The organism is Shewanella sp. MF05960 (assembly GCF_050849305.1).
Classification (GTDB): domain Bacteria; phylum Pseudomonadota; class Gammaproteobacteria; order Enterobacterales; family Shewanellaceae; genus Shewanella.
Window position 1 is genome coordinate 292,338 of the sequence record NZ_JBOZPS010000002.1, and the last position, 22,872, is coordinate 315,209.

Below are 22,872 nucleotides of genomic sequence, written 5' to 3' on the forward strand. Positions count from 1 at the left end.
TTATCCCTTGAAATACTTTATGATAATGACAATTTACTCAACCGCTTAGCGAATAGCAATCTTTGTCGACATCGCAATTTCTCGCGCTCCTAGGCGATATCTGAGATAATGACCAAGTGTTTATTGAGCCGCATTGATCGCAATAAACGCCTCCTTGGCAATTCATCACAATTTTTTATTTAGGTAATACACCCATGACCACCCAATTTGCTTGCGCAGGCATTGAACTTGAGCTCTATCGTTACCCCACTCAACAAGCCTCAAACTTACAAGCATGGGACGCCGCTGATGAACATTTGATTAAACACTTAATCGATAGTCAGCAGCCTGTAGTGCCAACAGCCATACTGAATGACAGTTTTGGCGCATTAACCTGTGCGTTAACTACCGTTAACAATCAGTGGCCAATCACCCTCGAAACCGATGCAAAAACCAGTTTGCTCGGTTGCCAGTATAATTTACAGCACAATCATTTAACGCCTGAGTCTTTGCAAATCATTAATAGCCGTGAGGCTCTGCCGCGCAATACTCAACTGGTGTTAATGAAATTACCTAAAAACCTCCATTATTTTGGCCAACAGCTTGCCCGATTATCAACCATCCTCTCCGCGGGGACATCCGTATTAATTTCAGCTAAAGCCAAGTCGATTAATGCAGCCTTACTCAGCCTTATTGACAAAAACTTAGGTCAATCAAGTGCCAGCTTAGCCTGGAAAAACACCCGAGTGATTAGCTGTATCAGTGATGGTAATGCCCGTACTATCGCAGCACCAGTTAATTGGAAGGTGAACGAGTTAAGACTGACGATCAGCAACTTAGCAAATGTGTTTGCAGCAAATAAATTAGATATAGGCGCGAGAATAATGCTCGATAACATGCCTAAGGGAGACTTTACACATGTTGTTGATTTAGGGTGTGGTAATGGCATTTTGGGGCTTCATGCAAAACAATGTTACCCACAAGCGCAAATTCACTTTGTTGACGACTCTGATATGGCCATCGCATCGGCAAAGCATAATTGGCAGCACAATGCATTAGAGTCTTCTGATAACGCGCCACACGGACATTTTTATTGGGATGATTGCTTAACTAATTTACCCGATGAGATCAGCCCAGATTTGGTACTGTGTAATCCCCCTTTTCATCAGGGTGAAGCCATTACCGATCATATTGCATGGCAAATGTTTGTTGATGCGTACAAGCGCTTAAAAACAGGCGGTATTTTACATGTTGTCGGCAACCGGCACTTAGCCTACCACGTTAAAATAAAACGTATTTTTAATAACTGCACAACAATTGCCGCCAACGGGAAATTCGTCATATTACAAGCTAAAAAATAATCCGACAAGATAACCGATACCTAGGCACGAGCGCTTGGGTATCGGATGATTTACCGCCAACAATTCATTTTCATTACTGCATAACGTCCTTTTACACCCCCAATTATAATTGTGACCACCCACCCAATTGGACTTACCAATAAATTAGATTGGTTGACACAAATCATAACCAAAGACTAAAATCGTATTACCAACTTAGCTTAAACCAAATTTTGTAGTCGATAGTGGCCCAAATTCAGGTTTACGTTTAGGTTTACCCCTTCAACATATGACAACACTCGACATGGATGTCGCTTATTTTAAGGTTGAGCTCCTCTGTCTCATACCACTAGTCGGCCCCTTAGTTATCTTTGGGGTCTTTTTTTATGATGGAACATAAAAAAACGCGCTAACAAAAATGCTAGCGCGTTTGATCATCAATGTAATATTGTAAAGCCATTTAGCCTTTGATTTTAACTAAATTCTCAATCGAGTATAAATCCCGGTTCGCACTATTTTTACGGCGCACTTCTTCTAAAGCTTGCTGTTCTAATTTATCAAATAAAACATTGATTAATCTATTAAAATGCTTATGCATTGCGAGTCGTGCTTCAGCAGCATCATGGGCAGATAACGCTTCATAAATCGCCGTATGCTCGGCCAAGGTTTTATTATTATCGGTACTGCAGACAATATTATAATCTTCAATGATTTCGTTACTTGATGAACGCAATGACCACATATTTTCAAACAAATTAATTAGCGCACCATTGCGAGTGGAGTACGCAATAATTTGATGAAACAGTTCATCTGCTTCTTCGACATTTTGCATGTCTTTCATCATCACTAAGGTACCGTGGAGCTTTTCAAGCTCTTCTGCTGTGATGGTCTTAGCGGCTAATGCGGCGATTTCACCTTCTACAAGCGCACGAGCTTGAGTCAACTCAAAAGCGTTTACACTGTTTACACTAACGCTTTGCTTTTGATTATTGACAACATAAACACCAGAGCCGGTTTTCACTTCCACTTTTTCACGTACTTCTAACGCAATAATCGCTTCACGAATGGTCGGCCTGCTGACTTCAAACTTCTCTGCAAGCTCTCGCTCTGGGGGTAAACGACTGCCTACCGGATACTCGCCACAGGCGATGGAGGCTTCAATCGTATCGACTATTCGCCAAAATAAACGACGGTTTTTCATATACCTTCCTTCGAAAAGTAAAACCAATTTAGTGGTTTAATACTGACATATTATCGGTTAAAACCGTGACAGCAAACAACTAATAACATGACATGCCACTCACATAATAAAAATAATAGCACATTGTCCGGGCTTTAAAAGCATTGGTAATAACAATTAGCAATAAAAACACATAAATTGGTAAAGCAAATTGGTTGACACGATGTTAATTGTTGGTTAGTTTCTATTCAGGCGCAAAGTTATGTTCAACATGCCTTAATAGCGGCATGTTCCGCTGACAGAACGAATGCACAAATCTGGGGAGATTAACGTGAAACTTAACAAAATAAATAGTATTGCAAACAGACTCGAAGCGAACAAACAACCTAATGCAATCATGTTGTGTACCTCATTTCATCACCTTTAAGCCTTAAATCATTCCTTAAACCCCCTTTGATGCAGACACGCTAACACAATGACAAATTGTGACAATCAAACGCTAAACGTGTTTTTCATAGTGAAGGTTATCAGCTCTACCTATTTACATAGATTCATTGGTAGAAAATTAATTAGGCTCGACTAGAGAGACAACATGAACCCATTCAACTCCCACACACCATTTACGTATGGGTTACTAAGACAACTATTGTTGTTATCACTGCTTATACCCTTGACGGCTCAGGTGAATGCACAAGAACACTTGGTGACATCGCAAGCGCAATATCAGCAAGTATTAAAGCAGCTGCAACCAGGCGATAGCATTATTTTACAAAATGGCACCTGGCAAGACTTTGAAATCGTATTTACCGCTAAAGGCACTGCTAAACACCCTGTGACATTAACTGCCCAAACCAAAGGCAGCGTTATCTTGTCTGGCCAATCTAACCTTCAACTGGCTGGCGAATATCTGCAGGTTTCGGGCCTAGTATTTAAAGATGGCTTCACTCAAACTAATGAAGTCATTGCCTTTAAGAAGAGCGATACCGAGCTTGCCAATCATTCGCGTATCACCGAAGTCGTTATCGACAATTACAACAACCCAGACCGTCAAATGTCAGATAATTGGATTGGCATGTACGGCCAGCACAATCGCCTCGATCATAGTCATTTTGTTGGTAAACGTAATGCAGGAGTCACATTAGCAGTTCGCCTTGAAGGTGAGCAAAATCAACAAAATCATCATCGAATCGATCACAACTATTTTGGCCCACGACCTATTTTGGGCTCTAATGGCGGTGAAACCATTAGAATTGGCACTAGCCATCACTCACTGACCAATTCATTTACCGTGGTCGAAAATAACTACTTTGATCGCTGTGACGGTGAAGTCGAGATTATCTCGATCAAATCAGGTAAAAACCGAATTCAAAATAACGTATTTAATAGTTCTAGAGGCACATTAACCCTAAGGCATGGCAACGGTAATATTATCGACAGTAATATTTTCTTCGGTAACGGTATTGATCACACTGGTGGGATCCGCATTATTAACCGCGATCAAACCGTCACCAACAACTATCTTGAAGGGCTCACGGGTACGCGATTTGGTAGCGGATTTACCATTATGAATGGCGTGCCAAACTCGCCAATTAATCGCTATCACCAGGTAGTGAATGCCAATATTAACCACAACAGCTTTATTAACTTAGACCACATAGAACTGGCAGCAGGCAGTGACAGCGAACGCTCGGCTCCACCTAAAGACAGCACGCTCACTCAAAACCTTTTTATCAACCCACAATCCCCATTGAGTTTGCATGACGACATAAGCGGTTTGCGCTTTAGCGACAACATCACTAACTTTGCCAGCAAAGACTTAAATCCAATCATAAAAAAGGGCATAAGCACCCACAATATTACTTTGACTCGTGCGGCCAACGGTTTGCTATATCCTAGTGATACCAGGCTTGCACAGTATGGCGTCAGTAGTACGTTAATCCCCACAACTAAACAGCAAACGGGTCCTACTTGGTATCCTAAATCTGAACCCACTGTTGAGTTTCAATCAGGCAAGGTTATTAAGGTCAGCAATGCCGATGGAGAGTTAGGCAATGCCGTGGCAGCAGCATTATCGGGTGACACATTATTACTCAGCGATGGCCAATACAACATCGATACCCTGCTTGCTATCAATAAAACCTTAACGTTTAAAGCCGCAAACACGCATAAAGCCATTGTTAGTTTTGAACGCCCAAGTCTATTTGAAATTCAAAACAACGGTAACTTACAACTCGAAGGGCTTGTCATTAACGGCCAACTCAGCCCAGATGCGCCAGGCAACAGTGTTATCAGAACGCTAAAATGGGGCATGTTGACCAACTACCGTTTTGACATGAGCAATAGCATTGTTGAGCAACTCAATAACAGTAATGCCTTTCATTTTTTCGACTCAGGCAGCCGTGCTTTTGCCGATACGATTAATGTGAATAACAGCCAGTTCCATCTCATTAGTGGTGATGTTTTTCGCCTGAATAAAGAAACCGACGACATCGGTATCTATAACGCCGAATACCTTAACCTAACGCACAATCAGTTTGACGATATTGGCGGTATTGTTGCTACGGTTTATCGCGGCGGCACCGATGAAAGCACCTTTGGCCCGCATGTATTAGTTAGCCACAATCAGTTCACTCATGTGGGTAAAGGCCAACAAAATCAAACTGAGTCAATATTGAATCTGCATGGCGTTCAGGTAAGCCTAATAGCACACAACACATTTACCGACAGTGCCTCCATTAGCGTTTTCCATACAGTAGGGGAACCGCAAACAACCATCGCTAATAATCAGCTCATTAATACCCCAGCGCCACAGGTGACAGAGTTTGTCACTCAAGGAAAACACACTGCCAATATCAACAATAACAAAGTGCAAACACGATGAATAACATCAAGCAAGACAATGGCAAAAGTCAGTTAATCCAAAGCATGCGTAAGTACAGTATTGCCCTATTCGCCAGCCTGACATTTATAACATTTACCTCGTTTAGCGCAGCTATGCCGGTATTTGCAGCTAACCATCCAAACCTTGTGATTAATCAGCAAGACGTAGCCGCCATGCAGCAAGCGATTACTCAGCCTGGCGCGTTTCAAGATGCATTTTATGCCAAGCGAACTGAAGTGGATCTTGGGCTCACTCAACCTATTGAGGTCCCTGTACCTGTTGATGCTGGCGGCGGTTATACCCACGAAAAACACAAAAGTAATTATCAGCAAATGTACGACACTGGCATCATTTACCAACTCACCGGTGAAAAAAAATACGCGACATACGTAAAAGACATGCTGTTGCAATATGCCAAACTTTATCCTGAGCTTCCATTGCACCCAAAACGTAAAAGCAGCAACGAAGGTAAATTGTTTTGGCAAGGGCTAAACGAAGCTGTTTGGTTAATGCACACAGTCCAAGCCTATGATTTTATTTATGACTCGTTAACACCATCTGAACGTGAACGTATTGAAACAGGCGCAATTACGCCTGCAGTATTGTTTTTGTCTGAGCAGTCGCCACGCACGTTTAACAAAGTACATAACCACGGAACATGGGCCACTGCGGCGGTGGGCATGAGCGGCTATGTTTTGGGCAAACCATTATGGGTTGAGCGAGCATTGTATGATTTAACCTTATCGAAAAAAGGCGGCTTTATGCGCCAACTCGACGAGTTATTTTCACCAGACGGTTATTACAACGAAGGTCCTTATTATCAACGTTATGCCTTAATGCCGTTTGTTACTTTTGCTAAAGCCATTGAGCAAAATGAGCCGCAACGAAAGATTTTTCAATACCGAGATGGCATCTTACTCAAAGCCATCAATACTTCGGTCGCGCTCAGTTACAACACACTGTTGTTTCCACTTAACGACGCCATAAAAAGCAAAGCTATCGATACTATAGAGCTAGTGAATGGTGTCGCGATTGCTTATGGGATAAACAGCGATCCTCAACTATTAGATATCGCTAAACAACAACACAATATCCTACTTACCGGTGACGGCCTCAAAGTGGCACAAGCACTAGACAAAGGGCTTATGCAACCCTTCCCATTTATCTCCGCTTTATATCGAGATGGTAAACAAGGTGACAAAGGTGCGTTAGTCGTTATGCGCCAGGGTCGCGCCACCGATCAAGCCATAGTATTTAAAGCCACTGAGCAAGGTTTAGGTCATGGCCATTTTGATAAACTCACCTGGCAATTTTATGATGCGGGTAATGAAATAATCTCGGACTATGGCGCGGCACGCTTTTTAAATATTGAAGCTAAATTTGGCGGTGGATATTTACCCGAAAACGATTCCTGGGCTAAGCAAACCATTGCGCACAACACCCTCGTGGTTGATGAAACAAGCCACTTTAATGGCAAAGTTAAAACGGCAAATCAGTTTCATCCCACGTTACACTTTTTTGACCCACTACCGGGGCTCACGATTGCTTCGGCATCCATTGACAGCGCCTATGAAGACGTCAAGTTCAAGCGCACTCAAGCGTTAATTCAAATTGAAAAACGTGATGCTGTATTCGGAATTGATATCCTGCAAGTGAATGCAAACAAGCCTCATCAGTACGACCTACCTGTGCACTATGAAGGGCAGTTAATCGACACCAGCTTTAGCCGTGAAGCATCACTGACACAACTGTCAACATTAGGCACAAAACACGGCTATCAGCACTTATGGTTGTTAGCAAAGGCTAACTTAGCCCAAGACAATACTGACAATACACTGGCAAGAGTGACATGGCTAAACGACAACGGCCGTTTTTACAGCTACAGCACGTTAGTCAACACTCACTCCAACAGTGCCATTCAAGAACAAATGTTGTTTACTCAATTAGGGGCTAATGACCCAAACATGAACTTACGCCAACTGCAGGCGTTTATTCACAGAGTCACCGCCACTAACCACACCTATGTCAGCGTGATTGAACCGCACGGTGAATACAATCCAGCTAAAGAATACACCCTTGATGCCACCAGCAAGGTCGCCAAGCTCATTCATTACCAGCAAGCAGAGCTAGAAGCGGTGCAAATTAGCTTTACCGATGGCCAGCAATACTTACTTGCCATCAATCAAACTGAGCAGGCAATTACCTCGAAAACGCACAGTGTCATAAACATCAATGGTGTGGCATACCCTTTTACAGGGCGAACCCAATTAATCGAAATGAACAAACTCAATTAGCAAACCAATAACTAGCAAACGAATAATTAGCAAATCAATAACAAAAATTTAGGAGCATCGACTATGAAACAGAATCAACATTTTGGCTTTGGCGATAAAACAGAAATACAAGATATTGGCGGTGGATTAAAGCGTCAAATGCTGGGTTATAACCATGAGTTGATGGCAGTTAAAATTTGGTTTGATAAAGGTGCAGAAGGCTACGTACATGCCCACCGTCATTCGCAAGTCTCATATGTTGTAGAAGGCGAGTTTCATGTCAATGTCGACGGCGTGATTCAAATACTCCATGCCGGTGACAGCTTTTTTGTTCCGCCTCATGTAGATCACGGCGCGGTGTGTCCAACTGGCGGTATTTTAATCGATACCTTTAGCCCGCCACGTGAAGACTTTGTTGAGGACTTAGCATGAAAAACAGTCCATTCAAGCTAAAGCATCTACGTTGGCTAGTGGTGAGTTTAGTCGCCCTAGCCACCGTGATTAACTATATCGACCGCTCCGCGCTTGCGATTATGTGGCCTGGTATTGCCGAAGACTTAGGTTTAGATAAAAGCGATTATGCCAACATTATTACGGTGTTTATGATCTCTTATGCTATCGGTCAGTCTTTGTTTGGTAAGATTTTTGATGCTATTGGCACACGTTTAGGCTTTTTATTGTCCATCGTCGTGTGGTCGGTCTCCATTGCGTTACATGCTATTGCAGCTACTGCCATGTCATTTGCCATATTCAGAGCCATTTTAGGTCTGGGTGAAGCCGGTAACTGGCCGGGTGCCACTAAAGCCAACGCAGAATGGTTTCCAATTAAAGAGCGCGCCTTAGCTCAAGGTATTTTTAACTCTGGGGCCTCTTTGGGCTCTATTATTGCACCGCCACTCATTGCCTTTTTATATGCCTTTTTAGGCTGGCAAGCGACGTTTATTGTGATTGGTTCTTTAGGGCTTATCTGGATCATCCCATGGATGATTATCTACAAGTCAGCGCCTGATGCTCACCCATGGATCACCGAAACTGAACGCCAATACATTCTTACCGGGCAACAATGCTCAAGTGAAGAGAAACAAGCGAAAGAATACGTGCCTACAATGAGCCAGTTATTAAGCCATCGTGAAGCATGGGGGGTTATTTCAGCTCGCTTTTTTATTGACCCTATTTGGTGGCTTTTTGTTGCCTGGTTGCCACTGTACTTAAATGAAAAATTTGGATTTGATGTTAAAGAAATTGGTGCATTTGCCTGGTTGCCCTATGTCGGTGCAGCTATTGGCGCATTGTTTGGTGGCTGGTTAAGCGGCCATTTATTAAGCCGTGGCTGGACCGTGAATAAAGCGCGTCGCAGCGCGATTGTACTAGGTTGTGTTGTGATGCTTCCGGCCCTGTTATTAACCTCACAAGCGGCCACACCTTGGTTGGCGATGGGGTTGATTGCGGTTATTTTGTTTGGTTTTCAAACCGCGATTGGTAATGTGCAAACCTTACCTAGCGATTATTTTTCAGGTAAAACCGTGGGAACATTAGCTGGCATTAGCGGTACGTCGGCGGTGTTAAGTGTCATCATCACCATTCAATTGGTGCCAATGATGACTCAAGGAGGCGACTATACAGCCTTCTTTATCTTAGGCGCGGCACTGGTACCATTGGCGTTAATATCGTTATGGTTAGGCGGAAAAATACAACCCGTTAAACCCAAATCATAATATCTTCATGATCAGTAAAAAGGCTTGCTAACCCGGTGTTAGTAAGCCTTTTTTATATAAACAAATACCATCCATCGATTAGCATACTGACAGGCAAACCAGTAATATGATTAGCTATTGTGAATAAGGCGAATAAGAACACACAAAAATGGACTACTTAGCAATCAATAAGCACGCATGGGATCAGCGTACCAATATTCATCTAGACTCATCATTTTACGACCTACAGGCGTTTATCGATGGCAAGTCATCATTAAATCCCATTGAACTAGAACAAGTTGGCAATGTACAAGGCAAAAGCCTGTTACACCTACAATGTCATTTTGGTCAAGACAGCTTATCGTGGGCACGATTGGGCGCTAAAGTGACTGGGGTAGACTTATCAAGCGAGTCGATTGCAACAGCAAAAAAGCTGGCAGCCCAGTTGCACTTACCAGTAACATTCATCAACAATGACATCTATCAATTCGGTGGCAATAACACCACGCAGTATGACATTGTCTTTACCTCATATGGCGTACTTGCTTGGTTACCCGATTTAACTCGTTGGGCACAAACCATTGCTGGCGCATTAACCCCTGGCGGCGAGTTTCATTTAGTTGAATTTCATCCGTTTAATGACGTGCTGTCGGGTTATGGATACTTTGCGCAGTCACAACCGGATGTCGAAGATGAAGTAACCTACACTGAAAATCATAACGACAAAATCGAAACGGTTGCCACATGGCCACATCCTTTAAGTGAAGTGATTAGCGCACTCATTTCGGCGGGGCTACGTATTGAAGGGGTTAATGAGTATCCTTTTAGCCCCTACGACTGCATCGAAGGCCTGGAATTTATCGACAAAAAAGGGTATCAACTCATACACAATGATCACCCTATCCCGCTGATTTACTCAATTAAGGCTAGCAAAGCAAAATAGGCTGACACGGTACTGCTTTACATACCCAAGAGCGTAAATTATTGATGTGTTTTAGGCGGTAAAAACAATATTCTTATACGTTGTTTTAGCGATAATTGAGGCTTAGTCACATCACGCCACATGTCGCGCCACTCACTAAACGTAACCACGAGTGGGTTAAAACTGTTGACGGGTTTAGTAATGCCGTATCGCACGGTTTCAATTTCAGGCTCAAAGGTGCCAAACATTTTATCCCAAATAATAAGCACACCCGCATAGTTTTTATCAATGTATTGCGGGTTGCGTCCGTGGTGAACACGGTGGTGAGACGGTGTGTTAAAAATCCACTCTAACGGGCCTAAGGATTTAATCGCCTGGGTGTGAACAAAAAACTGTAAGCCCAAATTGAGCAATACCGCAAATACCACCCAGTTAGGGTCGAATCCAATCACCACCAAAGGCAACCAAAATAGCCACATTCCAGCTAATGGATACATAAGGCTTTGTCTAAAAGCGGTACTAAAATTCATATTTTCAGAGCTATGATGTACCACATGGGCAGCCCACATCCAGCGAATGCGGTGGCTTGCGCGATGAAACCAGTAATAGCAAAAGTCTTGAGCTATCAGTAATAAGCCAAATGTTAATAGCGTCATGTCGATATCGAACAAACGCCAACCAAAGAAGTGCAAATAGATTTTGGCTATCAATAAGCCTGCAATGATATCGGCGACTTGATGCATCCCTGCCAACACAAAATTGCACAACACTTCTGCAGGGCGATATTGGGCATTTTCAGGTAAACGTTTAGCGCGCACACCAAACCACCATTCCAACAAAATACAGCCGAAAAAAATTGGTGCCAGTACCAGTAATAACCACTCAGGGTGAGCAATCAATAAATCCATATCCATATTCACTGTCCATTTATTATTATTTTTATCGTTTGAACAACCGTGTTATATCGGCCGCTTTATGTCATTTGGTCTATCACCATTTAGCAAAATGGTCTTCTGTTAACCCTAGCTGATTATGTAGACGGTATTGATTACCGTTGTTATCAGTTATCACGCCACTAAAATAGCCGATATATTGCCTAAAGTTATTCTTCAACCAGATTAAATTGAGTTTCTCACTGCGCTGGTTAAGCGGCCTAAAAAACAAATCGACTTGACCATCATTGGTGGTGATATGCCACAGATCTTGTTGCGAATGTCGATTAAAATCAAATTGCGCGGCGCCCAATAAGTGACGCTCGCCATTTATCCACATCACATTCTCTGTTTGACCAGTTTCATTTACCCCTGCGGCAAGGTTAAGCCCGATAATTCCCGCCTCAGTTTGCGCATTAATTGATGCCCAGCGCCAACTGGTTTCGCGGCGCATAAATCCAGCAGAAAAGTCATAACCAGCTAGCGCATATTGCAACGGTTGTGGTTCATGATGAATCGTTAATTGCCCGGTTACCGTTAAACCATTATGCTTTTGCGTATAGGTCCAGCCGTTATAACCAGTTGGCGTACATATGCTTATCGGCAAACTTAGCGGAGCAGGTTGTATGCGTAAATTGGCCTGAATATCCGCCAAATTTATTTCAACGTGCCATTGGCCTTCGACAATATTAATCGCAACACCTTTTCGCTTACTGCCTATTGCTGCTCGTCCCTGTTTAGGTGACTCACTTAGTTGGCAGCCGATCCCTAACGGTGTTAACCACTGCGTTTGGCTGAGCTTATTGGCTTTAATGTCGTAAAGGTAACAAAAACCATTGGCAACATAGCGAATATCCGCAACGGCCAAGGCAATAATATAATGAGGGGTAATAATGCTAACAAATTGAAATTGCTTAAAATCAAAGTGTTTCGATAACGCTGAAGCAGGCTTATCCATCTCATTGAAATAGGCAAACTGTTTTACATTGAGTGAATCGACAATACCATCAAAAACACCAAAGACTGGTTGTCCATCAGTGGCAATCAATTTGGGTGGCGCTAATTGTGATTGAACATGCTGCATTGGTTTTCCTGCTTCGGCGACGATTTAGTCAACGAAATAAAATGTACGCAATAGAAAGCGACGAAATAGAATTTAACCAAACTAAACTGAATTGATGATAGCTTCAAGTCACCATTTAGACTGAAAGGCAAACAATCGCTTCCATAGAGCATCCGAACCGTCTACGCCGCACATAATTGTTTAAGCAATATGCTATTGCACTGGAATGGTAAACAATTTCTGGTATCCTTTAGCTACCTTTTGTTAAAAATTATTGCCATATGAAGTCACTCATTCCCGTTTTACTGTCATCATTATTACTCACAGCTTGTGCCAGTTATGAGCCAACTCAAATCGGTCTTAATCCAACGCTTGGTGCGGTTAGCTTGCAAACCGAATCTGACACTCAGGTGTTAATCGAAACCATAGACACTCGTGAAGCGAGCTTTGTGTTACGCATTACTGAAGGCGATAAAACGCCGCAATTGATTGGCACCACAGAGCCTATGCGCCAACAACTTGATAAGCTGTTCCGTAACGGTATGATCAAAGCCGGCTACGTCGTCGACCCTGCTGCACGTAACTCAGTACAATTCCAATTAAATTACTTATTGGCTGATGTTACCGACACCACATTCAGCTTTGAATCCAAAACCCGTTTAGTGATCAACGTACTGGCAAAAAATGCTCAGCAACAATTCACTAAATCATACAATGCTAATGGCTATCTTAAAGGCCCATTAAGCCCCGACTTTGCCACATTAGAGCTCGATATTAATCAATTAATCGACAAGCTCACTACCGAAATCCTTAACGATGATGAACTGCATCAGTTTATTCAACGTTAACCCCCTCGGTATTTTCTCTATTTAGCGATCTGCGGCATCAACCCGATGCCGCCCAAAGGACTCTCACTATGTTTAAATGGCTCGCCACTAGCCTGTTGCTGGTAACCAGTTTATCTGCCATAGCCGCTGTTGATATTCAAAAAGACACTATTTACCCACAAGTGGAGTTCGACACATCCATGGGCAAAATTGTGGTTGAATTAGACCGTACCCGTGCGCCATTAACCATCGATAACTTTTTAACCTATGTGGTAAAAGGCGAGTACGACAACACGATTTTTCACCGTGTTATTGCAGAGTTTGTCGTACAAGGTGGCGGATTAACCACTAAACTTGAAGAACGCCCATCAATGGCGCCTATTGTTAATGAGTCTGGTAATGGTCTGTCTAATGCCATGGGCACCATTGCTATGGCGCGAGATAATGACCCACACTCGGCCACAAGACAGTTTTATTTTAATGTCGGTGACAACAAAAAATTAGACCCATCAAAACGTCGCTGGGGATACACGGTGTTTGGCGAAGTGACCCAAGGGATGGATGTGCTTGAAGCCATCTCATTGGTTGAAACCGAGCACAACAGCACATTAAATTGGCCAGATGTACCGGTTAAAACCGTATTGCTGAAAAAAGCGACATTATTGCCACGCTAAAACAATCATTGCGCGCTTAATCATCATTAACAGTTAGGCGCGTTATCGGCATTTTGATTGTTTTCTGAACACCCACCATCTTTCGCTTATTGTTTTTGCTCAACTTTTTATTCCCGTACTTTTCAACCCCTTAATTTAAATAGTAATTATATAATTATTTAACATAAATTAATTTTGTCATATTTTCTATCATGGCCAAATTTTGGGTCTATACTCTAATTTTAATCAACGTCGTCGCTGTTTCATCATGCATCCATTACCAAGGACATTTTTCATGACAGCTAATGATTTTATCGAAACAAAAGCGCCACAATTAGCTTATTACGGCAAAGCCTTTTTAGACAATCAACTCGATTACAAAGAGATTCAATTGTATATGTGGGATGTACTAGAAGAATGGCAATGCATTCCAAATAAGCAATCTGCCGACCTACCCAGTGATACAGAAAAAGTTTTTTGGCACTTACTGTATTGTTTTGACCATTGGTCAGGATGGGCAATTAAAGGAAATCAATATCTTCGCCAACAAGTACACGACTGCTGTGACTACATTAATATCGGCGGCAATATGCCTCAAAGCTGTATTGGTATCAGACCTTAATCATTTTTAACTCAAACTCGTTCAATAAACTGCGTGAATGGCTTGAACCTAAACCCCTTGCAACATAAGCTAGAGCCATTCTCCTTTATCCAGTTGTCTTATGTCGGTTTTCTTCTCTCAAGCACGTGAAGCCTTGTCGGTTTACTACCACAAACGTGTGTTCATTTTATTATTGCTGGGGTTCTCTGCTGGCTTACCGCTTATGCTGGTCTTTTCAACGTTGAGCTTTTGGCTGCGTGAAGCGGGTGTTGACCGGGCCGCCATTGGGTATTTCAGCTGGATAGCCCTAACCTACGCTTTTAAATGGGCATGGTCTCCCCTTGTCGACCGTATGTCACTGCCATTATTTACACGTTTTTTGGGGCGGCGACGTGGCTGGATGCTCTTTGCGCAATTGTGCTTAGTCGGTGCCATTTTAGGCATGTCGGTAAGCGACCCTGTCGTTAACCTTGAACGTTTAGCCTTGTGTGCTTTATTACTCGCATTTGCTTCTGCCACTCAAGATATTGTTATCGACGCGTTTAGGATTGAGTCGGCACCCGAAAAAATGCAAGCCGCACTGGCTGCGGCTTACCAAGTGGGTTATCGCAGTGCGATGATTATTGCCACCGCTGGCGCATTAACTATCGCTGCGTGGGTTTCCCCTGGTGATGACGCTTACAATCTAGAAGCCTGGCAAACGGCATACTTTGCCATGGCAATGTTGATGGGCGTGGGTATTTTAACCACCCTATTTAGTCAAGAACCGCAAGTCGATACCAAGCATGCTGACGAAAAAGAACGTCAACTACGGGCAGACTTTGCCGCAAAATACCCAAAGAAAATAGCTGGAGCCATGGCTTGGCTATATAGCGCCAGCGTTTTGCCGTTTATTGACTTCTTTAAACGTTATGGCAAGAGTGCAGTTTTAATCTTACTGCTGATTTCTTGTTATCGTATTTCTGACATCGTCATGGGTATTATGGCCAACGTGTTTTACGTTGATATGGGCTTTAACAAAGAAGAAATCGCCTTTATCAGTAAGGTCTACGGCTTAATCATGACCTTAGTGGGTGCAGCCTTTGGTGGCGTATTGTTGATGCGTTATGGCACCATGAAGATTCTATTCTTAGGCGCATTATTAGTAGCTATCACCAATTTATTGTTCGCGTGGCAGGCTTATATTGGCTACAACATCCCCTTTTTAACCTTTGCGATTTCGGTCGATAACTTCAGTGCAGGTATTGCTACCGCAGCATTTATTGCTTATTTGTCGAGTTTAACCAGCAGTGGCTACAGCGCGACACAATACGCGTTATTGTCGTCGATTATGTTGCTGTTCCCAAAGTTTATCGCCGGATTTTCAGGCTTGTATGTCGATGCATTTGGCTACATCAACTTCTTTGTCGCAGCAAGTTTGATAGGCTTTCCGGTACTGCTGTTAGTGGTCTTGGTCAATCATTCGCAAAACCAAGTCTCTGCCGCCGCAGTGACATCGCCTGACGGAACAATTGATGTGTCAGCGGATAAAGGTTAACAGAGCATCTGGAGCCTCGGGGTAAGCTAGGGCTATAACCAATTCATTTGGATACAACGGGTGACTCTGAATATCAGAACAGCCACAAGTCGATAGCAAAGCGTCCACAACTTTACCGGTTCCCCAAGGCCATGCCTTAAAAACACAAAAGCCGATAAGGTTTCCCGTATCGGCTTTTTATTTCGGCGTTTAACGCTAAGGCATGAGTCGCTTTAAGAATTAATCTTTAAAGTTATCAAACTGAAACGGTTGGCCTAATTCTGACTCTTTAGCCAATCGCATTACGGCTTGTAAATCATCACGTTTTTTGCCGGTTATGCGGACTTTGTCGCCTTGAATGGCTGACTGCACTTTAAGCTTGCTGTCTTTGATCGCTTTAACCAGCTTTTTGGCTACCAACGTATCAATACCCTGCTTAAAATTGACTTTTAAACTGAAGGTTTTACCACTATGTATTGCCTTGTCGTCAACTTCCATTGCAGATGGGTCAACATTACGTTTACTGAGCTGCATGCGCAATATGTCGACTAATTGCTTACAAATAAAGTCATCTTCTGCTTTTAAAGTGACAACATTATCTTTCAAATCAATTTCTATTTCTTTACCACGTAAATCAAATCGGCTAGACACTTCACGACGGGAGTTTTCTACTGCGTTACGTAGTTCTTCTTCATCAATTTCTGATATTACATCCATAGATGGCATGTTGCTTTCCTCTTTGATACTTCATCGGGTTATTCACCCAAACGCTCATGGTTTAGTTTATTTTACACTAGGTAGATTTAACGGGATAGTAACGTGCAAATCTAACCGGCCTACTTTCGCAAAATTGTGGCAAAGATTTACTTGATTAACAAAAAATAACTAAGTGGGTGTTTTTGCCACAAAAGTATCATTAATGCCCATTATCATTGGATTTTATCAATAGTCGATAGCCATTCTTAAGACTGAAAAACACGCTAATTGAACAATTATGAACGAGTTTAGTGGTTTATTCGTGACAATATCAAACAGGTTTCTTATTATTAAGCATATTTTCGTTTCACAAGGCTGATGTAACGCTCGTGATCACTTACAAAAACATGTTTAAACTTGCGTTAGTTGTCGCCGTAATTGTGACCAGCTATTTAGTTTTCTCTAAACCGAACTACCCACAAACTTTTTCTCATATGGATAAAGTGGGCCACTTGGGCAGCTTTTTTGCTCTCTCGTATCTTGCACACTACGCCTTTAAACCAAAATGGTATTATTTATGTGCCGCATTAGGCAGCTACGCCATTTTGATTGAGCTTGTGCAATCTCGCTTACCTTATCGCAGTGCTTCGGTTGGCGATGTCGCTGCCGACTTTGCTGGTATCGCTTTATTTTATCTGCTTAATTTTTCGATATTACAATATCGTAAATTAAGAAATAAGCCTTAATTACGCATCACTATAAGGCCTGATGATGGCAAATACATTAACAATACCATCCAACTCGCCCAATATCGCCATACTGGGAGCGGGCGCAATAGGTCAGTTAATGTATCACCAGCTTTGCCATAGCGACAGCGCCCTACCAGGTAACGACACAGCCTTAATTGGCCGCCAGCCGCATACTCAGCAACAACAATTACAGTTTACTGACCATAGTGGGCTCACTCATAGCAGCGATGCTTTGATATTGGGGACAAACGATCCTCGTCTTGCTGAGGTCAGTTTGTTACTGGTGTGCGTTAAAGCGTATCAAGTTGCAACCGCCCTGCTGCCGCTGCTTAATAAATTATCACCACTGTGCCATATTGTATTATTGCATAATGGTTTGGGGCCGCATTTAGTGGTTGCTGAGGCGCTAGCGCCACATCCAAGCCAAGGCTTAACACTAGGCACGACATCACAAGCGGCATTAAAAATTAGCCAGTGGCATATTAAGCACACCGGATTTGGGGTCACTCAACTGGGCTATTATTGTGGCAGTGAATTAAGCGCAGGGCTAAAAGCGCGAATGGATGGATTGCATCGAGACAATCAAGCGCTTGAATGGCATCAACCGGTATTAGCAGTATTGTGGCAAAAGCTGGCAATTAATGCGGTAATTAACCCATTAACCGCGCTGCATCATTGTGCTAATGGTCAATTAGCCAATGATGAGTATTGGCTGCAAATTGCTGCTATTATTGAGGAGTTAGTACACGTCGCCAAATGCGATGGGATTGAGTTAGATCCCGTCTTGATAAGCGCCAGAGTGTATCAAGTCATTAAGCTCACAGCGGCTAACTACTCATCTATGTATCAAGATGTGGCCCATCATCGAGCCACTGAAATCAACTACATTAATGGCTATATTTGCCAGCAAGCACAACTGCACAGATTAGCGGTCCCGCATAATCAACAGCTACTCGAGCAAGTTTTACAACTTAACCCTTCTTGATAGTCTTGCTCACCTTAGCCAATCTTCATCTATAACCATTTATCTGATGTCGCCATTAACTCCACATCACCAAAATAGCGGCGATTGCAATGAGCACCAAGCCAGCGACATCGTTGATTTTGACTTTATCCTTAAGCCAAAACGCCGCAATAATCAGCGTAAAAAACACTTCCACTTGCCCCAGAGTTTTGACATAGGGCACCGCTTGTAACGACATAGCGCTAAACCAACCAATTGAGCCAATACAACTGGTGATGCTTATGGATAACGTGAGTGCTGGCCTTTTCCACAGCGCGACTAGTGTTGTTTTATCTTTTGCCAGTAAATAAGCTATCAGCACAACCGTTTGAATACTAATAACCCACAACAACACCCATGCTGCACGATGAGTAAACGGCCCTTGTAGGGCTAAACTTGCTTCGCGCACCCAAAGGGATGTTAAGGCAAACGCACTGCCACAGGCTAAACCTAACAACACGGTTTTAAGTGATAATTGTTTGAATCCTTGTTTACTGCTGAGCAGCATAATCGCAATACCGCCCACCACAACGCCAGCCCAACCAAGTAGTGACAATTGGGTGCCGAAGAAGAACACCCCAAGGATCGCGGCAACTAATGCCTCACTCTTTGCTAGCCCTGCCCCTATAGCAAAGTTTTGCATTTTGAACAGCTTAACCATTAAGCCAGTAGCAAGAATTTGCATTGATGAGGCGCCAATGACAAAGCCCCAAAATGTCGCGCCAAAATCTGGCATCGCTGCGGGCTGGTATTGATGCAAGCTAAATAAATACGCTGCGGCTATCGGCCCTGCCCAAATGAATCGAGCGAGCGTGACTCCAGCAACACTAACCTCTTTACTCAGCTTACTTTGAAAGGCATTGCGCCAAGCCTGCATAAATGCAGCAAGGAAGGTAAATAAAATCCACATCGTTACATCCAGAAAAACAAAAGCCCCAACTTTGTAAAAAGTCAGGGCTTATACAAGGGCAACCAGATTACTGTTTACCACAATGAAAAGACACAGATTACGGTGTAAATTGATTAAAACTCAACTTGCCTGTTCTCTTCTTTATTCATTGTTAATAACGGTGTCTTACTTGCTGGTATCAATAAACTCAAATGATTTAACCAAGTCATCGACAGCTTTCATCTGAGTAAGATACTTTTCTAGCAAATGCAGTGGCAATGCACACGGGCCATCACATTTTGCATTATCTGGATCAGGATGCGCTTCAATAAACAAGCCTGCTAAGCCTAACGCCATGCCACTGCGTGCCAGCTCAGTCGCTTGTGCACGACGGCCACCAGCTGAGTCTGCTCGTCCACCAGGGCGCTGTAATGCATGAGTCGCATCAAAGATGACCGGATAACCGGTTTGCTTCATTTCGTCCATACCCAACATGTCTACCACGAGGTTGTTATAGCCAAAGCTGCTGCCACGTTCACACAAAATAATGTTGTCGTTACCGGCTTCATTAAATTTGGTGATGATATGACGCATTTCATGTGGTGCTAAAAATTGCGGTTTTTTCACATTGATCACAGCGCCGGTTTTTGCCATCGCCACCACTAAATCGGTTTGACGAGCTAAAAACGCTGGCAGCTGAATAATATCGACCACTTCGGCAACTGGTGCACATTGATGCACTTCGTGCACGTCGGTGATTAATGGCACATTGAAAGTTGATTTAATCTCTTCAAAAATACGTAAGCCTTCTTCCATACCCGGGCCACGGTATGAATTAACCGATGAACGGTTCGCTTTGTCAAATGACGCTTTAAACACATATGGAATGCCCAGTTTTTGGGTCACTTCAACATAGTGCTCTGCAATCGACATGGCTAAGTCGCGAGACTCAAGCACATTCATGCCACCAAATAGTACAAACGGCTTGTCATTGGCCACTTGAATGTCATTAACTAACTGAATAATTTTTTGATCCATTTGAACCTCTTTGCGCATTAACCTGCGACAACTTGTAATAACTGACCACATAGCCATGCCATGTAGGTACCTAATGCATAACCAAATACCGCTAACAATACTCCTACTGGCGCAAGCGCAGGGTGGAATGCCGCAGCCACAACAGGGGCAGAAGCCGCGCCGCCAACGTTAGCCTGGCTGCCCACCGCCATATAGAACAATGGCGCTTTAATGAGTTTAGCCACTAGTAGCATCAAGCTTGCGTGTACTAACATCCACACCACACCGACGAGGAAGTAAATTGGCGTATCCATTATTTTGGACACGTCCATATGCAAACCAATCGTTGCCACTAAAATGTATAAAAATGCCGAAGCAATTTTAGACGCACCGGCAGCTTCTAGGTGACGCACTGGGCTAAATGAAAGACCCAAACCAACGGTAGTCACGATCACCACTAACCAGAAAAACTTAGAGGTTAAGCTGTAATCTTCTGTCCATGGGTAATTCGCTTCAAAAAACGGCCCTAAAAAGTCAGCGGCAAAATGGGCAAAACCTGTGACACCAAAACCGACAGCCACAATCATCATAATGTCGCGCAGTGATGGAATGCGAGAGTTTTCAGCGTGGTATTTTTCTACTTTTTCTTTTAAGGCTTCAATCGCAGTGGTGTCGGCACCGGTTCTAGCATCAATCTCTTTGGCTTTTGATGCCATAAACAACAATACGGCCATCCAAATGTTGGCCACAATCACATCGACCGTCACCATAACAGAGAAAATCTCGCCGCCTACTTCATATATCTCTTTCATGGCGGCCTGGTTTGCACCACCACCAATCCAACTACCAGCCAGCGTAGTCATACCACGCCAAACAGCATCTGGGCCATTGTTACCAATTAAGCTTGGGTCAATCATCGACACAAGCAGTAAGGCAATCGGGCCGCCGATAACAATACCCAGCGTACCGGTTAAAAACATGATCACCGCTTTAGGGCCAAGGCCTAAAATGGCTTTTAAATCGACACTTAAAATAAGCAAAACTAAACACGCTGGAAGTAAATAGCGTGAAGCAACAAAATATAATTGTGATGTGTGGCCGTCGACCACACCAAAGGTATTAAGCAAAGAAGGTAAGAAATAGCACAATAATAACGCGGGGATATATTTGTAAAACTTTTGCCAAAATGGATGTGGCGATGAACTGGTATAAAACACAAAACCTAAAATAACGGCGAGTAAACCCAGTGCGGTGGCATCATTGCTCACCATAGCTGACGTGGTCATGCAGTATTCTCCCTTGCAAAAGCAATATTTATAATAGTTATAATTATCATTACGTTAAATCATTTTTGATGATTTTTATGTTTATTTTTATGTTGATTAGAACTGGCTTTTACAGCCTATTATTATATTGCGCTGCTTTATTCAATAAAACAGCGCATTTAACTCATCAACTTAATGGTAAACCTGGGTATGTTGACTCAACTCTTTTAATTGAATCTTAACCAGCTCAACAACCGGATCGTGCGGGCTCAAATCAATAAAATGTTGCAAGTCAGAAATCGCCACTTTAATGCACCCTAACTGCTGGGCAATAAAAGCCCGTTCACGGTTTAAGTGCACATCATCTGGGTGCCATTGCAATAACAAATTACAACACTCCATAGCCGACTCAAATTTTTGATTCACTATGCAGCCAGCCTTTAACTCATGCAACATACGGCTGATTAAGCGTTTTAAGGTTGCAGGTTTTAAATGACTAGGCTTCAATTTAGCCGCATTGCCCATTTCACCACGGACTAAAGCGTGCAATTGATGGCGATCAAGCTCTTTACCCGTTAATGGGTCGTGATATTTAATCACATCACTCACCTGACTTTTTAATACCGTATTACCTGGGAGTAATATAGCCTCTAATTTCAAATCAAGTTGTTTTGCTAATAAAATCAATAATATCGAGAGTGTTGTGCTATTGCCCTGACGCTTTAACACGCAGTAACTTAAGTCGGCGGCTTCAACACTAAAGTAATTGTCACGGGCGCAAAAGCCTAAGTCTTTGTAAAACCAATTAAACAAACCTTGCAAACGGGTCTGTTGGTCAACCACGTAATGGCTGAGCACCGCCCCTGACATTTCATACCAAGCCCACATAGCAGGTTTAGACTTTGAAAAACCAAGGTGTTCAGAAAGCTCAAATGCAGTTTCAGGGATCGAAACTGCATCGTTAAGAAGATATTTTGCCATTAAAACCAATTAACCCACGAATACGACTTGTTTAAAATGAGCCAGCTTGGCCGCTAACACTACCCAACCAATCGCACCGATAAAAGCAAAAAACTTAAACAGCTTATTACGGTTAGATTTGAGCGCCATAATCCCTAATGCAATATACGCCACCACACAGATGATTTTCTCTGTCATCCACGGGTCGACAAATGGATACTGCTTGATCATAAAGCAAAGCGTAAAACCAGACAGTAGTAAAAAAGTATCAATGACATGTGGCGCCACTTTGACAAACTTTTTCTCCATAATAGGAGACTGACGTAAATGCAGCACAAAACGCGCAATAAAGAAGATGACACTTAATGCGACTAACAGCATGTGAGAGTGTTTTACCGCTGGATATAAACTGTAAAATGTTTCCATTACTAA

At 42.8% G+C, this 22,872-nt stretch carries 21 protein-coding genes; 12 read left to right on the plus strand and 9 right to left on the minus strand.

The annotated features are described in order from the left end of the window. Positions 1-194 precede the first annotated feature (194 nt). On the plus strand, positions 195-1,340 hold the full coding sequence (locus ACROAE_RS03015; RefSeq protein ID WP_432399440.1) for a methyltransferase: 1,146 nt from the start codon (positions 195-197) through the stop codon (positions 1,338-1,340). A gap of 439 nt (positions 1,341-1,779) precedes the next feature. Here ACROAE_RS03015 and ACROAE_RS03020 read toward each other — a convergent pair whose 3' ends face one another. Beyond that, positions 1,780-2,520, minus strand: a complete 741-nt coding sequence (locus tag ACROAE_RS03020; protein WP_432399441.1) for a FadR/GntR family transcriptional regulator — start codon at positions 2,518-2,520, stop codon at positions 1,780-1,782. A 571-nt stretch (positions 2,521-3,091) separates the two neighbouring features. Here ACROAE_RS03020 and ACROAE_RS03025 point away from each other — a divergent pair. From ACROAE_RS03025 to ACROAE_RS03045, 5 genes are all read left to right on the plus strand, one after another. Then, the gene (locus tag ACROAE_RS03025) at positions 3,092-5,380 is read left to right on the plus strand and encodes a polysaccharide lyase 6 family protein (RefSeq protein ID WP_432399442.1); all 2,289 of its coding nucleotides are present in this window, start codon (positions 3,092-3,094) and stop codon (positions 5,378-5,380) included. 44 nt (positions 5,381-5,424) lie between these two features. Then, positions 5,425-7,674, plus strand: coding sequence for a heparinase II/III domain-containing protein (locus ACROAE_RS03030; RefSeq protein WP_432399511.1), 2,250 nt, complete (start codon positions 5,425-5,427; stop codon positions 7,672-7,674). Between the two features lie 63 nt (positions 7,675-7,737). Further along, entirely contained in the window at positions 7,738-8,085 is a 348-nt protein-coding gene (locus ACROAE_RS03035; protein ID WP_160054082.1) for a cupin domain-containing protein, read from the plus strand. Next, a complete protein-coding gene (locus tag ACROAE_RS03040) occupies positions 8,082-9,368 on the plus strand; it encodes an MFS transporter (protein ID WP_432399443.1) in 1,287 nt (428 codons plus the stop codon). The genes ACROAE_RS03035 and ACROAE_RS03040 overlap by 4 nt, the downstream gene beginning before the upstream one ends. Before the next feature lie 148 nt (positions 9,369-9,516). Beyond that, the gene (locus ACROAE_RS03045) at positions 9,517-10,290 is read left to right on the plus strand and encodes a class I SAM-dependent methyltransferase (protein WP_432399444.1); all 774 of its coding nucleotides are present in this window, start codon (positions 9,517-9,519) and stop codon (positions 10,288-10,290) included. Positions 10,291-10,328: 38 nt separating this feature from the next. On the opposite strand, the gene ACROAE_RS03050 is transcribed toward ACROAE_RS03045, so the two are convergent. Then, on the minus strand, positions 10,329-11,183 hold the full coding sequence (locus tag ACROAE_RS03050) for a sterol desaturase family protein (protein WP_432399445.1): 855 nt from the start codon (positions 11,181-11,183) through the stop codon (positions 10,329-10,331). A 76-nt stretch (positions 11,184-11,259) separates the two neighbouring features. Then, the gene (locus tag ACROAE_RS03055; RefSeq protein ID WP_432399446.1) at positions 11,260-12,285 is read right to left on the minus strand and encodes a DUF2804 domain-containing protein; all 1,026 of its coding nucleotides are present in this window, start codon (positions 12,283-12,285) and stop codon (positions 11,260-11,262) included. 260 nt (positions 12,286-12,545) lie between these two features. On the opposite strand from ACROAE_RS03055, the gene ACROAE_RS03060 reads away from it, so the two are divergent. The 4 genes from ACROAE_RS03060 (at position 12,546) to ACROAE_RS03075 (ending at position 15,882) form a co-directional block, all read left to right on the plus strand. Continuing rightward, positions 12,546-13,112 carry a YajG family lipoprotein gene (locus ACROAE_RS03060; RefSeq protein WP_432399447.1) on the plus strand — a complete coding sequence of 189 codons (567 nt, stop codon included), beginning with the start codon at positions 12,546-12,548 and terminating at the stop codon, positions 13,110-13,112. Between the two features lie 68 nt (positions 13,113-13,180). Continuing rightward, positions 13,181-13,765, plus strand: a complete 585-nt coding sequence (locus ACROAE_RS03065; RefSeq protein WP_160054076.1) for a peptidylprolyl isomerase — start codon at positions 13,181-13,183, stop codon at positions 13,763-13,765. A gap of 274 nt (positions 13,766-14,039) precedes the next feature. Next, positions 14,040-14,366 (plus strand): hypothetical protein, encoded by a 327-nt coding sequence (locus ACROAE_RS03070; RefSeq protein WP_432399448.1) that lies wholly within the window; start codon positions 14,040-14,042, stop codon positions 14,364-14,366. A 100-nt stretch (positions 14,367-14,466) separates the two neighbouring features. After that, positions 14,467-15,882, plus strand: coding sequence for an AmpG family muropeptide MFS transporter (locus tag ACROAE_RS03075; protein ID WP_432399449.1), 1,416 nt, complete (start codon positions 14,467-14,469; stop codon positions 15,880-15,882). Between the two features lie 219 nt (positions 15,883-16,101). Here the strand turns inward: ACROAE_RS03075 and ACROAE_RS03080 are convergent, their stop codons facing one another. After that, the gene (locus ACROAE_RS03080) at positions 16,102-16,587 is read right to left on the minus strand and encodes a YajQ family cyclic di-GMP-binding protein (protein ID WP_432399450.1); all 486 of its coding nucleotides are present in this window, start codon (positions 16,585-16,587) and stop codon (positions 16,102-16,104) included. 359 nt (positions 16,588-16,946) lie between these two features. On the opposite strand from ACROAE_RS03080, the gene ACROAE_RS03085 reads away from it, so the two are divergent. Beyond that, positions 16,947-17,303 carry a VanZ family protein gene (locus ACROAE_RS03085; RefSeq protein ID WP_432399451.1) on the plus strand — a complete coding sequence of 119 codons (357 nt, stop codon included), beginning with the start codon at positions 16,947-16,949 and terminating at the stop codon, positions 17,301-17,303. A gap of 25 nt (positions 17,304-17,328) precedes the next feature. Further along, on the plus strand, positions 17,329-18,291 hold the full coding sequence (locus ACROAE_RS03090) for a ketopantoate reductase family protein (RefSeq protein WP_432399452.1): 963 nt from the start codon (positions 17,329-17,331) through the stop codon (positions 18,289-18,291). Positions 18,292-18,346: 55 nt separating this feature from the next. Here the strand turns inward: ACROAE_RS03090 and ACROAE_RS03095 are convergent, their stop codons facing one another. The 5 genes from ACROAE_RS03095 to ACROAE_RS03115 all read right to left on the minus strand — a co-directional run bounded on the left by ACROAE_RS03095 (position 18,347) and on the right by ACROAE_RS03115 (position 22,866). After that, entirely contained in the window at positions 18,347-19,219 is an 873-nt protein-coding gene (locus tag ACROAE_RS03095) for a multidrug transporter (protein WP_432399453.1), read from the minus strand. Between the two features lie 165 nt (positions 19,220-19,384). Continuing rightward, positions 19,385-20,236, minus strand: a complete 852-nt coding sequence (gene kdsA / locus ACROAE_RS03100; RefSeq protein ID WP_432399454.1) for a 3-deoxy-8-phosphooctulonate synthase — start codon at positions 20,234-20,236, stop codon at positions 19,385-19,387. A gap of 17 nt (positions 20,237-20,253) precedes the next feature. Then, positions 20,254-21,501: a DUF819 domain-containing protein gene (locus tag ACROAE_RS03105; RefSeq protein WP_432399455.1), complete on the minus strand. Its 1,248-nt coding sequence runs from the start codon at positions 21,499-21,501 to the stop codon at positions 20,254-20,256. A gap of 171 nt (positions 21,502-21,672) precedes the next feature. Further along, positions 21,673-22,461: a tetratricopeptide repeat protein gene (locus ACROAE_RS03110; protein ID WP_432399456.1), complete on the minus strand. Its 789-nt coding sequence runs from the start codon at positions 22,459-22,461 to the stop codon at positions 21,673-21,675. A 9-nt stretch (positions 22,462-22,470) separates the two neighbouring features. After that, complete coding sequence (locus ACROAE_RS03115) at positions 22,471-22,866, minus strand: SirB2 family protein (RefSeq protein WP_432399457.1); 396 nt, start codon at positions 22,864-22,866, stop codon at positions 22,471-22,473. Positions 22,867-22,872 lie beyond the last annotated feature (6 nt).

Excerpts from the sequence above, each read along its gene's own strand:
- ACROAE_RS03015 (WP_432399440.1), top strand. The coding sequence starts at position 195 with ATGACCACCCAATTTGCTTGCGCAGGCATTGAACTTGAGCTCTATCGT.
- kdsA (WP_432399454.1), bottom strand. The coding sequence starts at position 20,236 with ATGGATCAAAAAATTATTCAGTTAGTTAATGACATTCAAGTGGCCAAT.
- ACROAE_RS03075 (WP_432399449.1), top strand. The coding sequence starts at position 14,467 with ATGTCGGTTTTCTTCTCTCAAGCACGTGAAGCCTTGTCGGTTTACTAC.
- ACROAE_RS03025 (WP_432399442.1), top strand. The coding sequence starts at position 3,092 with ATGAACCCATTCAACTCCCACACACCATTTACGTATGGGTTACTAAGA.
- ACROAE_RS03055 (WP_432399446.1), bottom strand. The coding sequence starts at position 12,285 with ATGCAGCATGTTCAATCACAATTAGCGCCACCCAAATTGATTGCCACT.
- ACROAE_RS03080 (WP_432399450.1), bottom strand. The coding sequence starts at position 16,587 with ATGCCATCTATGGATGTAATATCAGAAATTGATGAAGAAGAACTACGT.
- ACROAE_RS03060 (WP_432399447.1), top strand. The coding sequence starts at position 12,546 with ATGAAGTCACTCATTCCCGTTTTACTGTCATCATTATTACTCACAGCT.
- ACROAE_RS03020 (WP_432399441.1), bottom strand. The coding sequence starts at position 2,520 with ATGAAAAACCGTCGTTTATTTTGGCGAATAGTCGATACGATTGAAGCC.
- ACROAE_RS03090 (WP_432399452.1), top strand. The coding sequence starts at position 17,329 with ATGGCAAATACATTAACAATACCATCCAACTCGCCCAATATCGCCATA.
- ACROAE_RS03045 (WP_432399444.1), top strand. The coding sequence starts at position 9,517 with ATGGACTACTTAGCAATCAATAAGCACGCATGGGATCAGCGTACCAAT.
- ACROAE_RS03110 (WP_432399456.1), bottom strand. The coding sequence starts at position 22,461 with ATGGCAAAATATCTTCTTAACGATGCAGTTTCGATCCCTGAAACTGCA.
- ACROAE_RS03050 (WP_432399445.1), bottom strand. The coding sequence starts at position 11,183 with ATGGATATGGATTTATTGATTGCTCACCCTGAGTGGTTATTACTGGTA.
- ACROAE_RS03070 (WP_432399448.1), top strand. The coding sequence starts at position 14,040 with ATGACAGCTAATGATTTTATCGAAACAAAAGCGCCACAATTAGCTTAT.
- ACROAE_RS03095 (WP_432399453.1), bottom strand. The coding sequence starts at position 19,219 with ATGTGGATTTTATTTACCTTCCTTGCTGCATTTATGCAGGCTTGGCGC.
- ACROAE_RS03065 (WP_160054076.1), top strand. The coding sequence starts at position 13,181 with ATGTTTAAATGGCTCGCCACTAGCCTGTTGCTGGTAACCAGTTTATCT.
- ACROAE_RS03115 (WP_432399457.1), bottom strand. The coding sequence starts at position 22,866 with ATGGAAACATTTTACAGTTTATATCCAGCGGTAAAACACTCTCACATG.
- ACROAE_RS03035 (WP_160054082.1), top strand. The coding sequence starts at position 7,738 with ATGAAACAGAATCAACATTTTGGCTTTGGCGATAAAACAGAAATACAA.
- ACROAE_RS03040 (WP_432399443.1), top strand. The coding sequence starts at position 8,082 with ATGAAAAACAGTCCATTCAAGCTAAAGCATCTACGTTGGCTAGTGGTG.
- ACROAE_RS03105 (WP_432399455.1), bottom strand. The coding sequence starts at position 21,501 with ATGACCACGTCAGCTATGGTGAGCAATGATGCCACCGCACTGGGTTTA.
- ACROAE_RS03030 (WP_432399511.1), top strand. The coding sequence starts at position 5,425 with ATGCGTAAGTACAGTATTGCCCTATTCGCCAGCCTGACATTTATAACA.